Origin of the sequence: Vibrio orientalis CIP 102891 = ATCC 33934 (assembly GCF_000176235.1) — a bacterium.
In the GTDB taxonomy this organism is placed as follows: Bacteria; Pseudomonadota; Gammaproteobacteria; order Enterobacterales; family Vibrionaceae; genus Vibrio; species Vibrio orientalis.
This window is the reverse complement of record NZ_ACZV01000005.1, coordinates 1,556,904-1,570,698: the sequence shown is the minus strand read 5'-3', so window position 1 is coordinate 1,570,698 and position 13,795 is coordinate 1,556,904. Positions and strand designations below refer to the sequence as shown.

10 protein-coding genes are annotated in these 13,795 nt (G+C 44.5%); 9 read left to right on the top strand and 1 reads right to left on the bottom strand.

The window, feature by feature from the left end; genetic code table 11:
- Positions 1–6: 6 nt before the first annotated feature.
- Entirely contained in the window at positions 7–1,788 is a 1,782-nt protein-coding gene (locus VIA_RS17770) for a sensor histidine kinase (RefSeq protein WP_004414753.1), read from the bottom strand.
- Positions 1,789–2,294: 506 nt separating this feature from the next.
- Between VIA_RS17770 and tig the strand changes: the two genes are divergently transcribed.
- From tig to rpsA, 9 genes are all read left to right on the top strand, one after another.
- Positions 2,295–3,599, top strand: a complete 1,305-nt coding sequence (gene tig / locus VIA_RS17765; protein ID WP_004414751.1) for a trigger factor — start codon at positions 2,295–2,297, stop codon at positions 3,597–3,599.
- A 105-nt stretch (positions 3,600–3,704) separates the two neighbouring features.
- Positions 3,705–4,331 (top strand): ATP-dependent Clp endopeptidase proteolytic subunit ClpP, encoded by a 627-nt coding sequence (gene clpP, locus VIA_RS17760; RefSeq protein ID WP_004414749.1) that lies wholly within the window; start codon positions 3,705–3,707, stop codon positions 4,329–4,331.
- A gap of 65 nt (positions 4,332–4,396) precedes the next feature.
- Complete coding sequence (gene clpX / locus VIA_RS17755) at positions 4,397–5,680, top strand: ATP-dependent protease ATP-binding subunit ClpX (RefSeq protein WP_004414748.1); 1,284 nt, start codon at positions 4,397–4,399, stop codon at positions 5,678–5,680.
- Positions 5,681–5,809: 129 nt separating this feature from the next.
- Complete coding sequence (gene lon, locus VIA_RS17750) at positions 5,810–8,161, top strand: endopeptidase La (RefSeq protein ID WP_004418262.1); 2,352 nt, start codon at positions 5,810–5,812, stop codon at positions 8,159–8,161.
- Between the two features lie 193 nt (positions 8,162–8,354).
- Positions 8,355–8,627 carry an HU family DNA-binding protein gene (locus VIA_RS17745; RefSeq protein ID WP_004414742.1) on the top strand — a complete coding sequence of 91 codons (273 nt, stop codon included), beginning with the start codon at positions 8,355–8,357 and terminating at the stop codon, positions 8,625–8,627.
- A 177-nt stretch (positions 8,628–8,804) separates the two neighbouring features.
- On the top strand, positions 8,805–10,664 hold the full coding sequence (ppiD, locus tag VIA_RS17740; protein ID WP_004414735.1) for a peptidylprolyl isomerase: 1,860 nt from the start codon (positions 8,805–8,807) through the stop codon (positions 10,662–10,664).
- 135 nt (positions 10,665–10,799) lie between these two features.
- On the top strand, positions 10,800–11,093 hold the full coding sequence (locus tag VIA_RS17735; protein WP_004414732.1) for a ComEA family DNA-binding protein: 294 nt from the start codon (positions 10,800–10,802) through the stop codon (positions 11,091–11,093).
- A 141-nt stretch (positions 11,094–11,234) separates the two neighbouring features.
- Complete coding sequence (gene cmk / locus VIA_RS17730) at positions 11,235–11,915, top strand: (d)CMP kinase (RefSeq protein ID WP_004414730.1); 681 nt, start codon at positions 11,235–11,237, stop codon at positions 11,913–11,915.
- A gap of 103 nt (positions 11,916–12,018) precedes the next feature.
- Positions 12,019–13,689, top strand: a complete 1,671-nt coding sequence (gene rpsA / locus VIA_RS17725; RefSeq protein WP_004414728.1) for a 30S ribosomal protein S1 — start codon at positions 12,019–12,021, stop codon at positions 13,687–13,689.
- Positions 13,690–13,795 lie beyond the last annotated feature (106 nt).

Here is a 13,795-nt window from a genome sequence, read left to right as displayed (position 1 = left end):
TGATCGTTATTGTGTTGTCGTTGGTATCGCGAGTATGAACCTCGCTCCACCAAGTGGCGATGTGGTTACACTTAACTCGCCTCCCATTGCTTGGGTAATCTGGTGGGAGATAGAGAGACCTAAACCTAAACCGTTTTTCTTGGTGGTGTAAAAAGGTTCGAACAGTTGAGCTTGGCTATCGAATGGGATACCTGGCCCATTGTCATCGACCAATACTTCGACTTTGCCGTTACCATACTGAACAGACAGATCGATCTGTTTCGACTGTTGGTCCTCAATCGCTTGTATGGCATTGGTTAGTAGGTTGATGAGCACCTGCTCAAGTTGGATCGGGTTGATCTCGATACTTGGCAAGTTTGGCTCAATATCAAGATTCAACGTGACCTGATTAGCTTTAAATTGCGGTGCGAGCAGCTCTTTCGCTGCGAAGATAATTGGGGCAGCATCGGCTCTGGTAATTTCATCACTGTCGCTCTTTTTGGCAAACGAACGCAGCTGGCTACTTATTTTTGCCATGCGATCGGTCAGTGCTGAAATCCGTGTCAGGTTATCGTCTACGCGATCATATTTGGATTTTTCCAAAAAACGCCGTCCATTGTCAGCGAAACTGCGAATGGCGGCCAACGGGTTGTTGAGTTCATGACTGATACTGGCCGACATTTGACCTAATACGGCCAGTTTAGCTGCTTGAATCAATTCATCTTGGGTTTGTCGTAACGCGTGCTCTGTTTTGGTTCGCTCAGCAACTTCCGCTTGAAGCTCTGACGTTCGCTCCATGACCAAAAACTCGAGCTTTTGCTTGGCTTCAGATTGAAGTTGTTCAAATTGCCTTTTCTTGAGGTTACGTTGATATGTGAGCTGCAGCGACAAATAAGCAATCACAAACAGCAGTGTTGTGACCAAAGAGAAGCTAAGCGTTGACCAGAGTAATGTCGCTTTAGGCGTTAGCACCCTTAGGGTTAAATCGTGCTTCTCTAGTGGCCGCGAAGAGACCAGATAGGAATTTTCGAATCCAGTTGAAAGTGGATTAGTGAGCTCCGAACGAGGTATCGACAAGTCACCGGCAAAGCCAAACGAACGTATCGGTGAATCGAGATACTGACGGCTATTTAAGATGGTTTGGCGCTGAGCTTCCGATAGGGTCGTTAAGCTTTTAAACAGCCACTCTTCGTTGCTCGACATGAAAATAACGTTGTAGTTATCAGTCGCTACTAAGATGTTGGTTTTGTTTTGCCAATTTGACTCGATAGCGGTCAGGTCCATCTTAATCACGATCACGCCAATAATTTCGGCCGCGTAAGTGACAGGATAAGAAAAATAGTACCCGCGCTGCTTAGAGCTTGAACCTAGGGCAAAATACTGGCTAGGCTGCCCTTGAATGGCATTGGAAAAGTAAGGTCGCCAAGCATAGTTTCGGCCGACAAATGAGCGCTGCAAATTCCAGTTACTCGATGCGATGGTGTTCCCAAACTCATCAAGTAAATAAGCGTCGGTTGACTGGATGGTGTTATTGACCTGTTCCAGATAGCGGTTAGTGAGCTCAATTTGGGCGGAATTGGTAGGGTTTTGTAGCGCTGAAATGATCTCGGTGTCTTTGGCAATCAACTGCGGCAGGTGAGCGTATTTGTCGAGTTTGCTCGAGATAAATTCAGCGAAGCGTTCTAGCTGCTCTTTATGAGTGTCAAATTGATCTTCTTCGCTGGTATTCCAAACCCAGCTAGCACCAAGTGTGATAACGATAATATAGAGGATGCAGAGGTAGAACTTACTTCTTTGGAACGTCAACATTTACAACCCTGTATCACTTACTCATCCATATATAGCGTAAAGGTTTTTGTTATGAATGTGTTTATTGCTCTTAACAAAGTGAGGTATAAAACCGGACGTAGATCGAGTTTTGATCTTTAATCGAAAAAAAATATTAGTTTCTCTTGAAAAAGCCATTAATGTCCCCATTTCTGGAAACAAAGCATGCTTTATTGGCGCTTTTTTTTGCAGTTAAGTGAGTTTTTAGGTGAATCCCGTAGCGATCGTGGGGCTGGACTCGACAGCGATTGATCTGGTCGGTAGAATGCTGCGTCTGAATTTTTATCCTGAGGCTAATCGGAGATACCTTTTTATCGAATCAAATTCGTAAGGATATCGCTAATTAGTCCGATGATTGATTCGTCAGTTGTCGATACTCGATTTATAGAAGAGTACTCTTAGAGTACAAACAAGGATGGGTTCTATTTCTGTTACAGAGTAGAGCACATACGCTCAGTTATCTGAGCCAGTTTTGAGGTTAATGAATAATGCAAGTTACTGTTGAAACGCTAGAGGGCCTAGAGCGCCGTCTAAACATTACTGTTCCTGCTGCAAACATCGAAGATGCTGTAACAGCTGAACTACGCAACATCGCAAAAAACCGTCGTTTCGATGGTTTCCGTAAAGGCAAAGTGCCTCTAAAAATGGTTGCGAAGATGTACGGCAAAGCAGTACGTCAAGACGTGATGGGTGAAGTAATGCAACGTCACTTCATCGAAGCGATCGTTAAAGAGAAAATCAACCCAGCAGGCGCACCTACTTTCGCTCCAGTTGAGTCTACAGAAGGTCAAGACCTAGTATTCAACGCAACTTTCGAAGTTTACCCAGAAGTTGAGCTAAAAGGCCTAGAGAGTATCACTGTTGAAAAACCAACAACTGAAGTTCAAGACTCAGACGTTGAAGAGATGATCGACACTCTACGTAAACAGCAAGCAACTTGGGCTGAAGTTGAAGAAGCTGCTGAAGAAGGTAAGCGTGCAACTATCGACTTCGTTGGTTCTATCGACGGCGAAGAGTTTGAAGGCGGTAAAGCTGAGAACTTCCCTCTAGAAATGGGCGCTGGTCGCATGATCCCTGGTTTTGAAGACGGTATCGCAGGTAAGACTGCTGGTATGGAATTCGAAATCGACGTGACTTTCCCAGAAGATTACCACGCAGAAAACCTAAAAGGTAAAGCTGCTAAGTTCGCAATCAAAGTAAACAAAGTTGAAGCTCGTGAGCTTCCAGAACTAAACGACGAGTTCGTTTCTAAGTTCGGTGTTGCTGAAGGTGGCGTTGACGCTCTTAAAGCAGAAGTTCGTAAGAACATGCAGCGTGAACTTAAGCAAGCTATTAAGAACCGCATCAAAGAGCAAGCTATCGACGGTCTAGTTAAAGAAAACGACATCGACGTACCTGCTGCACTAATCGATCAAGAGATCGGTACTCTACGTCAGCAAGCTGCACAGCGTTTCGGTGGTAACCCAGAAGCGGCTGCACAACTTCCACGTGAACTGTTCGAAGAGCAAGCTAAACGTCGCGTAGTTGTAGGTCTTCTACTAGGTGAAGTAATCAAGTCTGAAGAGCTAAAAGCTGACGACGAGAAAGTGAAAGCACTTATCGAAGAGATGGCTACTGCATACGAAGATCCAACAGAAGTTGTTTCTTACTACGAGCAGAACGAGCAAATGATGAACAACATGCGCAATGTTGCTCTAGAAGAGCAAGCTATTGATGCAATCATCTCTAAAGCTCAGGTTTCTGAAAAAGAAGTTAGCTTCAACGAGCTAATGAACCAGCAACCAGCTGCTTAATAAGCAATTTATTGCTGAGAAGGTTGACTAATCGTTAACTATTCTGCTAACAATGGTCCGTATGATATGTATCATACGGGCCATTTATTTTAGGGACATAAGAATATGAGCTACCAAGAAAAAAATACAATGCCATCAATTATGGACGCACTAGTACCAATGGTGGTTGAACAAACTTCCCGTGGTGAACGTTCTTACGATATCTACTCTCGTTTGCTGAAAGAGCGTGTAATTTTCTTGACTGGTCAAGTGGAAGACCACATGGCAAACCTTGTCGTGGCACAGCTGCTTTTCCTAGAATCAGAGAATCCAGATAAAGATATTTTCCTATACATTAACTCGCCGGGTGGCAGCGTAACTGCAGGTATGTCTATCTACGACACAATGCAGTTTATCAAGCCAAACGTAAGCACGGTATGTATGGGTCAAGCATGCTCGATGGGTGCATTCTTACTTGCTGGTGGTGCACCAGGCAAGCGCTATGTTCTCCCTAACTCACGAGTAATGATTCACCAACCACTAGGTGGGTTCCAAGGTCAGGCATCGGATATTCAAATCCATGCTCAAGAGATTCTTACGATCAAACAAAAACTCAACAAACTCCTTGCTGAGCATACAGGCCAACCACTAGAAGTGATTGAGCGTGATACTGATCGTGACAACTTCATGGCAGCCGATCAAGCGGTTGAATATGGTCTAGTGGATGCAGTTCTCACTCATCGCGGTGAATAACTAGCAACATTGCCATATATTGATATACACTCAAGTCATATAAGTAAAGGCTAAGAGGTTAGCGAATGACAGATAAAAGCAAAGAGAGCAGTAGTAGTAAGCTTCTTTACTGCTCTTTCTGCGGCAAAAGCCAGCATGAAGTTCGTAAGCTAATCGCTGGTCCGTCAGTCTATATTTGTGATGAATGTGTCGACCTATGTAACGACATCATTCGTGAAGAAATTAAAGATGTTCTACCGAAGAAACAATCGGAAGCACTCCCTGTGCCAAGAGATATTCGTGAACACCTTGATGACTACGTGATTGGCCAAGATTACGCGAAGAAAGTGCTAGCAGTAGCCGTTTATAACCACTATAAGCGTTTACGTAATGGAGATACGACGAGCGAAGGTGTAGAACTTGGTAAAAGTAACATCTTGCTAATCGGTCCTACCGGTAGTGGTAAAACGCTACTGGCAGAGACATTAGCTCGTTTCCTAGATGTACCATTCACTATGGCTGACGCAACAACGCTAACTGAAGCGGGTTACGTTGGTGAAGATGTAGAAAACATCATCCAGAAACTTCTGCAGAAGTGTGATTACGACGTAGCGAAAGCTGAGCGTGGTATCGTGTACATCGATGAGATCGACAAGATCTCTCGTAAGGCTGAAAACCCATCGATTACGCGTGACGTATCAGGTGAAGGTGTTCAGCAAGCGCTATTGAAACTGATTGAAGGTACGGTTGCTTCTGTTCCACCACAAGGTGGCCGTAAGCATCCTCAGCAAGAATTCCTACAAGTAGATACATCTAAGATTCTATTTATTTGTGGCGGTGCATTTGCTGGCCTAGATAAAGTGATCGAGCAACGTGTTGCGACGGGCACTGGCATTGGTTTTGCTGCGGAAGTTCGTTCTAAAGATGAAACTAAGACTGTGGGTGAACTGTTCACTCAAGTTGAGCCAGAAGATTTGGTTAAATATGGCCTAATCCCTGAGTTCATTGGTCGTCTTCCTGTAACGACAACGCTGACAGAGCTAGATGAGGATGCATTAATCCAAATCCTTTGTGAGCCGAAAAACGCACTGACTAAGCAATACGCGGCTTTATTTGAATTAGAAGATGCGGAGCTAGAGTTCCGTGAAGACGCACTACGTGCAATTGCTAAGAAAGCAATGGAGCGTAAAACAGGTGCTCGTGGTCTTCGTTCAATTCTTGAAGGCGTGCTGCTTGAAACCATGTATGAACTGCCATCAATGGACGACGTAAGTAAAGTCGTTATCGATGAGTCAGTGATTAAAGGTGAGTCTGATCCATTGCTGATTTACAGCAACTCAGATAACCAAGCCGCAGGTGCAGAATCTTAATACGATTCACATAATTTGATATCAGTAGAAAGGGAGTAATCAATTACTCCCTTTTTTTTATTCTTTCATTGAATCCAAGCAATTAAGCCCCATATACTGCAGATAGGACTAAGCGGAAGAGAGAATAATATGAACTTGGAACGTTCCGAACGTATCGAGATCCCCGTACTACCTCTAAGAGATGTAGTCGTTTACCCGCACATGGTAATTCCATTGTTTGTTGGCCGAGAAAAGTCGATTGCATGTCTTGAAGCTGCAATGGATAACAACAAGCAAGTATTGTTAGTGGCGCAGAAAGAAGCGGATACTGACGAGCCAGCTCAATCGGACATGTTTGAAGTTGGTACCGTTGCGACGATCCTTCAATTACTGAAGCTACCAGATGGTACTGTCAAAGTGCTTGTTGAAGGTCAGCAACGTGCAAAAATCAATCATTTTATTGAAAACGAATTCTTCTTTGCTGAAGCCGAGTATTTAACGACGTCTGAACTAGACGAGCGTGAACAAGAAGTGATTGTACGCAGTGCAATCAACCAGTTTGAAGGCTTTATCAAGCTCAATAAAAAGATCCCACCTGAAGTGCTCACTTCGCTAAATGGTATCGATGAGGCCGCTCGTCTGGCTGATACTATCGCAGCGCACATGCCTCTAAAACTTGCTGATAAGCAGGCGGTGTTAGAACTGTTAGATGTGACAGAGCGTCTTGAGTTCTTGATGGGCCAAATGGAATCTGAAATCGATCTGCTGCAAGTTGAGAAGCGTATTCGCACTCGCGTTAAGAAGCAGATGGAAAAATCGCAACGCGAGTATTATCTGAATGAGCAAATGAAAGCGATTCAGAAAGAACTTGGCGAAAGCGAAGATGGCGTTGACGAGTTCGAGACTCTAAAGCAGAAGATCGAAGAATCGAAGATGCCTCAAGAAGCGCGCGAGAAGACAGAACAAGAGCTACAGAAACTGAAGATGATGTCACCGATGTCAGCTGAAGCAACAGTAGTTCGTGGCTACATCGACTGGATGTTAGGTGTGCCTTGGAATAAACGTTCTAAGGTGAAGAAGAACCTAGCCAAAGCCGAAGAGATTCTTAACGAAGACCATTACGGTCTAGAGCGTGTTAAAGAACGTATCCTTGAGTACTTAGCGGTTCAAAACCGAATTAATAAGCTCAAAGGTCCAATTCTATGTCTTGTTGGTCCTCCTGGTGTAGGTAAAACGTCTTTAGGTCGCTCTATTGCAGCAGCGACAGGTCGTAAATATACGCGCATGGCACTGGGTGGCGTAAGAGATGAAGCGGAAATCCGTGGTCACCGTCGTACTTATATCGGTTCAATGCCAGGCAAGCTTATCCAGAAGATGTCAAAAGTTGGCGTGAAGAACCCACTTTTCCTTCTTGATGAGATCGACAAGATGTCATCGGATATGCGTGGTGACCCGTCTTCAGCACTGCTAGAAGTTCTCGATCCAGAACAGAACAACGCATTTAACGATCACTACCTAGAAGTCGATTACGACCTGTCAGATGTCATGTTCGTTGCGACATCGAACTCTATGGATATTCCTGGGCCACTATTAGACCGTATGGAAGTGATTCGTCTATCGGGTTATACCGAAGATGAAAAGCTGAATATTGCTAAGCGCCACCTTGTTGATAAGCAAGTGAAACGCAACGGCCTTAAGCCTCATGAGATTGAGATCGAAGATTCGGCTATCATCGGCATTATCCGTTACTACACGCGAGAAGCGGGTGTACGTAGCCTAGAGCGCGAAATCTCGAAGATTTGTCGTAAAGCGGTGAAGAATATTCTGCTTGATGCCAAACTAAAGTCTGTCACTGTCAGCATGGATAATCTTAAAGAGTATCTAGGTGTCCAACGCCATGACTTTGGTAAAGCAGATGATAGCAACCGTGTAGGTCAGGTAACGGGTCTAGCATGGACTCAAGTCGGTGGTGACTTACTGACTATCGAAACAGAATCTATGCCAGGTAAAGGTAAGTTGACGCAAACCGGTTCGCTTGGCGATGTGATGAAAGAATCGATTCAAGCAGCGATGACGGTCGTACGTTCACGCGCCGAGAAACTGGGCATTAACTCAGATTTCTATGAGAAGCGTGATATTCACGTTCACGTACCTGAAGGTGCGACACCAAAAGACGGCCCAAGTGCGGGTATCGCGATGTGTACAGCACTTGTTTCTAGCCTAACAGGTAACCCTGTGAAAGCGGAAGTGGGTATGACGGGTGAAATTACCCTACGTGGTGAAGTTCTACCGATTGGTGGACTGAAAGAAAAACTACTGGCTGCACACCGTGGTGGTATCAAAACGGTTCTGATTCCAAAAGATAACGAACGTGATCTAGAAGACATTCCTGACAATGTGATTGCCGATCTTAAGGTGATTCCAGTGCAATGGATCGACGAAGTTTTGAAAGTGGCATTAGAAAATGAGCCGTCTGGTGTCGAGTTTGCTGCGGTAAAATAGTGATATGTAGCAAAAATAAGTAAAAGATTACGCTGATAAGCATAAAAAGGCTTGTCAGCGTTTTTTTTGGACGCTAACGTTAGCGACGATAGCTTCAAGCCTTGTTATACAAGGGTTTGTCGCGAATTTGAAATGAAATGGAACGTTAAGCTACCTATAAAAAAATAACCAGGTGGCGCAAAGGGGAATCACAGTGAACAAAACACAATTAGTAGAAAAAATCGCAGAAAACGCAGATCTATCAAAAGCTTCAGCTGGCCGTGCACTTGATGCATTCATCGAAGCTGTAGGCGACACTCTGCAGTCTGGTGATCAAGTTGCTCTAGTTGGCTTCGGTACATTCAGCGTACGTACTCGTGCTGCACGCACAGGCCGTAACCCTAAGACTGGTGAAGAAATCCAAATCGCAGAAGCTAAAGTTCCTGCGTTTAAAGCTGGTAAGGCTCTTAAAGATTCTTGCAACTAATCAAAAAATCGCCATTTAGGCTGATTTTTTCGAACCTTTTTAAATTATGCGCATCATACTGATGCGCATTTCTTTTTCTGGTATTATCGCGCTAATCAATTTTTATTTTAATGAAGTATATCGTGACCAACTTTTCAATCATGTTGGTGCGATGTATAAGCGGAGAGTAGTTTAAGTATGATGGACCGATTACGCGAAGGCGTTAACAGCATCGCGGTTAAAATTATCCTGGGACTTATCATCCTATCTTTCGTGTTTGCAGGTGTTGGTAGCTACATTGTTGGCGGTTCAAATAACACAGCTGCGAAAGTAGGTAATGTTGAAATTGGCCGTGGTGAGTTTGAACAAGCTTACCAAAATGAACGTAACCGCATGCAAGCTCAGCTTGGTGATTACTTCTCTAACTTGTTGGCTGACCCTAGCTACGTAGAGTCTTTCCGCAAATCTGTACTTGACCGTATGGTTAACGATGTACTACTGGAGCAGCACGCGGAATCACTAGGTTTGCGTGTGAGTGATACGCAGGTGCGTACACTGATTCTAGAAATGCCTCAGTTCCAAATTGATGGTAAGTTCGATCAAGAGATCTATCAAACGGCACTTCGTCGTGCTGGCTTCAATGCAGAGAGCTTTGCAGAATACCTGCGTCGTGATCTAGTACGTAATCAGTTGCTAACTGCTATTCAAGGCAGTGACTTTACGTTGCCGAGTGAAGTCGAAGCTCAAAGCAAGCTACTGACTCAAACTCGTGAAGTGAAGAAAGTAACGTTATCTCTAGAAGACTTTGCAGCAAAAGCACAATTGTCTGAAGACGAAATTAACGACTACTACAAACAAAACCCAGAGCGTTACACACGCCCTGAGCAAGTGAAAGTTGCCTACATCGAGCTATCGGCTCAGCAGCTAAAAGACGATATTCAAGTATCGGAAGAGCAAGCGAAGCAGTACTACCAAGAACATTTAGACAAGTATTCATCTGAAGAGCAGCGCCGCGTGAGCCACATCCTTGTTGAAGGTGATGATCAAGCTAAAGCGCAGGCGATTCTTGATGAACTCAACGCAGGTGCTGACTTTGCAACGCTAGCTGAAGAAAAATCTGATGACTTCGGTAGCGCGTCAGAAGGCGGCTCACTAGGTTGGATTGAGCGTGATGTCATGGACCCAGCATTTGAAGACGCAGCCTTTGCGTTGACGAAAGTCGGTGATACAACAGGTCTGGTTAAATCAGATTTCGGTTACCACATCATCAAGCTTGACGAACTGAAAGATTCAGTTGCTAAGCCATACGCTGAGGTTGCTGCGGAAATCAAACAAGAGCTTAAAGATCAGCAAGCGGTCGACCAGTACTACGAACTGCAAAGTGAACTTGAAAAAGTTGCGTTTGAATACCCTGATTCTTTGGATGATGCCGCGCAAGCCATTAACGCTAAGATTCATACCACTGACTTCATTTCTCAAGTCGATGCTCCAGAGCTATTGAAAACGCCAGCTGTATTACAAGCTATCGTTAGCCCAGAAGTGAAAGAAGACGGCCTGAACTCAGAAGTTATCGAAGTTGCACCTGAACACGTGATTGTTGTTCGTGTTGAAGACGCTCGTGATGAAATGGTTCTACCACTAGCAGACGTTCGTGAACAAGTGACGACGACACTGGCGAAAGTCAAAGGTGAACAGAGTGCGATCGAACTTGCTGACAAGCTGGTTGCTGAACTTAAAGAAGGTAAGCAAGGCTTATTGAAAGAAAGTGGTCTCGTATTCGGCGAAACAGAAACGGTTGATCGTAGCTCTCCACTTGCAGACGTTGTTTTCTCTATGGTGAAACCTGAAGAAGGTAAAGTAGAGTTTGCTCAAGCGAAAGACCTAAACGGTGATATCGTAGTGGTTGAACTAACCGATGTTTCTTCAATGTTTAATACTATGTATAACGAACAGATTGCTCAGCAAATGACACAAGCAAATGCTCAGCAAGACCTGTCTGGCTTAATTAGTATTTTACGTAAAACGATTGATATCGAATATTACGTTGTGACGCAATAATCAGTCATGATGTAACTGATATATCGATTAAAACGGGCTGCAATTGCAGCCCGTTTTGTTTTTCTGGCTTAGGGTTATAGCTTGACTGCGTGCTTGATTATTCTGTTCAGACATATTGATAGAAAGGAAATCGAAATGTTTAAACAGATAGTACTAATTATGGCTTTAATCGTGGCTGCTCCGTTAAGCTTGGCTGCCGACAGCAAATCCAATCCTAAATACGAAGGGATTGAAATTACCGTCAATATCAATAGTGCGGGAGCGGAGGAGTTAGCGGCGTTACTGAATGGGGTTGGGCTTAAGAAAGCACAAGCGATTGTTTCTTATCGCGATGAGCATGGCAGCTTCAAAACCGCGCAGGAGTTAACCGCTGTTAAAGGAATAGGTGAGGGTTTAGTCACTCGGAACTTAGAACGAATCCAGTTATAAGTACGTTCGAGAGCGCAATCGCGCTCTTTTTTGAATTTCCCGATTATCTTCCTAGAACCTCTACACGTTTACCTCTATAATTTCACGCCAAACAAAGGTCAATGCGTGGAGCAATGATCAGTAACTAACGCGGAGTAAAACATGTCGTCTCATACACCGGTAGTCACCGTTGATGGACCAAGTGGTGCAGGTAAGGGCACTCTTTGTATGCTGCTAGCAAACAAGCTAGGTTTTCACTTATTAGATTCTGGTGCTATCTACCGAGTATTGGCACTGGCTGCTATCCATCATGGTGTTAACTTAGAGTCGGAAGATGCACTGGTTCCACTTGCTACCCACCTTGACGTACAGTTTGTTGCGGAAGGCGACTTAGTGAAAGTTATTCTAGAAGGCGAAGATGTCTCTGGTGAGCTGCGTAAAGAAGAAACGGGTATGGCAGCGTCGAAAGTTGCAGCGCTACCACGCGTTCGTGAAGCATTACTGCGTCGTCAGCGTGCATTTGCTGAAGGCGAAGGTCTCGTTGCTGATGGCCGTGATATGGGCACGGTAGTTTTCCCTCAGGCAGAGGTGAAAATTTTCCTTGATGCTAGCGCTGAAGAGCGAGCAACTCGCCGCCTGAAACAGTTGCAAGGCAAGGGTTTAGATGTTAAATTTGACGACCTTTTGAGCGAGATCCAAGAGCGTGACGACCGAGATCGTAACCGCCCAGTGGCACCATTACGCCCTGCAGAGGATGCGCTTTTGCTAGATTCTACTACGATGAGTATCGACGAAGTGGTAGAAAAGGCACTACAATATATCGAATCTAAGCTAGTAGCCTAGGCTGCTAGGTCAGAGCGTTGGTCGCAAGGATGATGACTGGCGAATTTAATAACCCCACGAGGTAGGATACCCGTGGACGTTTAATTTATTGAAGATTAAATAAATGACTGAATCTTTTGCTCAACTCTTTGAAGAGTTTCTAAACGAAACAGAATTCCAACAAGGTACTATCGTTAAAGGTACTGTAGTAGCTATCGAGAACGGTTTCGTTCTTGTAGATGCTGGTCTTAAGTCTGAGTCTGCTATCCCTGCTGAACAGTTCAAGAACGCTGCTGGCGAACTTGAAGTTGAAGTTGGTTCTGAAGTAGACGTAGCTCTAGACGCTGTAGAAGACGGTTTCGGTGAGACTCAACTTTCTCGTGAGAAAGCGAAGCGTCACGAAGCTTGGATCGTTCTTGAGAAGGCTTGTGAAGAAGCTGAAACTGTTGTTGGTATCATCAACGGTAAAGTTAAAGGCGGTTTCACTGTTGAACTAAACGGTATCCGTGCTTTCCTTCCAGGTTCACTAGTAGACGTGCGTCCTATCCGCGACACTGCTCACCTAGAAAACAAAGAGCTAGAGTTCAAAGTTATCAAACTTGACCAGAAGCGTAACAACGTAGTTGTTTCTCGCCGTGCAGTTATCGAGTCTGAGAACAGCGTTGAGCGTGATGAGCTTCTAGAAACTCTACAAGAAGGCGCAGAAGTTAAAGGTATCGTTAAGAACCTTACTGACTACGGTGCATTCGTAGACCTAGGCGGCGTTGACGGCCTACTACACATCACTGACATGGCTTGGAAGCGCGTTAAGCACCCTTCTGAGATCGTTAACGTTGGTGACGAGATCCAAGTTAAAGTTCTTAAGTTCGACCGTGAGCGTACTCGCGTATCACTAGGTCTTAAGCAGCTAGGCGAAGATCCATGGGTAGCTATCGCTAAGCGTTACCCAGAAGGTCACAAACTATCTGGTCGCGTTACTAACCTAACTGACTACGGCTGTTTCGTTGAAATCGAAGAAGGCGTTGAAGGTCTAGTACACGTTTCTGAAATGGATTGGACTAACAAGAACATCCACCCATCTAAAGTTGTTAATGTTGGCGACGAAGTTGAGGTTATGGTTCTTGAAATCGACGAAGAACGTCGTCGTATCTCTCTAGGTCTGAAACAGTGTAAAGCTAACCCATGGCAATCTTTCGCTGAAGCGCAAGCTAAAGGCGACAAGGTTACTGGTAAGATCAAGTCAATCACTGACTTTGGTATCTTCATCGGTCTAGAAGGCGGCATCGACGGTCTAGTTCACCTATCTGACATTTCTTGGAATGTTGCTGGTGAAGAAGCTGTACGTGAGTACAAGAAAGGCGACGAGATCTCTGCAGTAGTTCTAGCAGTAGATGCTGAGCGTGAGCGTATCTCTCTAGGCGTTAAGCAAATGGAAAATGACCCATTCAATGCTTACGTTGCTGAGAAGAAGAAAGGCACTCTAGTTAACGGTACTGTTGTTGCTGTTGACGCTAAAGGTGCTACTATCGAACTTGAAGAAGGCGTAGAAGGTTACATCCGCGCTTCTGAAGTTTCTCGCGACCGCGTAGAAGACGCTTCTCTAATCCTAAGCGCTGGTGACAGTGTTGAAGCTAAGTTCACAGGTGTAGACCGTAAGAACCGCGTAATCAACCTATCTATCAAAGCTAAAGATGAAGCTGAAGAGCAAGAAGCAATGGCTTCACTGAACAAAGCTGACGAAGCTTCATTCGGTAACGCTATGGCTGACGCTTTCAAAGCAGCTAAAGGCGAATAATTAAATCGCTTTTAAGAAAAAGGAGCCGAAAGGCTCCTTTTTTATGTTTACGTAATAGCTAGTAGTAATACCAATCTCTACAAGATGTTCTGAAAAAGCACTTTTT

Coding starts and splice junctions, on each gene's coding strand:
- VIA_RS17770 (WP_004414753.1), bottom strand. CDS start 1,788: ATGTTGACGTTCCAAAGAAGTAAGTTCTACCTCTGCATCCTCTATATT.
- tig (WP_004414751.1), top strand. CDS start 2,295: ATGCAAGTTACTGTTGAAACGCTAGAGGGCCTAGAGCGCCGTCTAAAC.
- clpP (WP_004414749.1), top strand. CDS start 3,705: ATGAGCTACCAAGAAAAAAATACAATGCCATCAATTATGGACGCACTA.
- clpX (WP_004414748.1), top strand. CDS start 4,397: ATGACAGATAAAAGCAAAGAGAGCAGTAGTAGTAAGCTTCTTTACTGC.
- lon (WP_004418262.1), top strand. CDS start 5,810: ATGAACTTGGAACGTTCCGAACGTATCGAGATCCCCGTACTACCTCTA.
- ppiD (WP_004414735.1), top strand. CDS start 8,805: ATGATGGACCGATTACGCGAAGGCGTTAACAGCATCGCGGTTAAAATT.
- VIA_RS17735 (WP_004414732.1), top strand. CDS start 10,800: ATGTTTAAACAGATAGTACTAATTATGGCTTTAATCGTGGCTGCTCCG.
- cmk (WP_004414730.1), top strand. CDS start 11,235: ATGTCGTCTCATACACCGGTAGTCACCGTTGATGGACCAAGTGGTGCA.
- rpsA (WP_004414728.1), top strand. CDS start 12,019: ATGACTGAATCTTTTGCTCAACTCTTTGAAGAGTTTCTAAACGAAACA.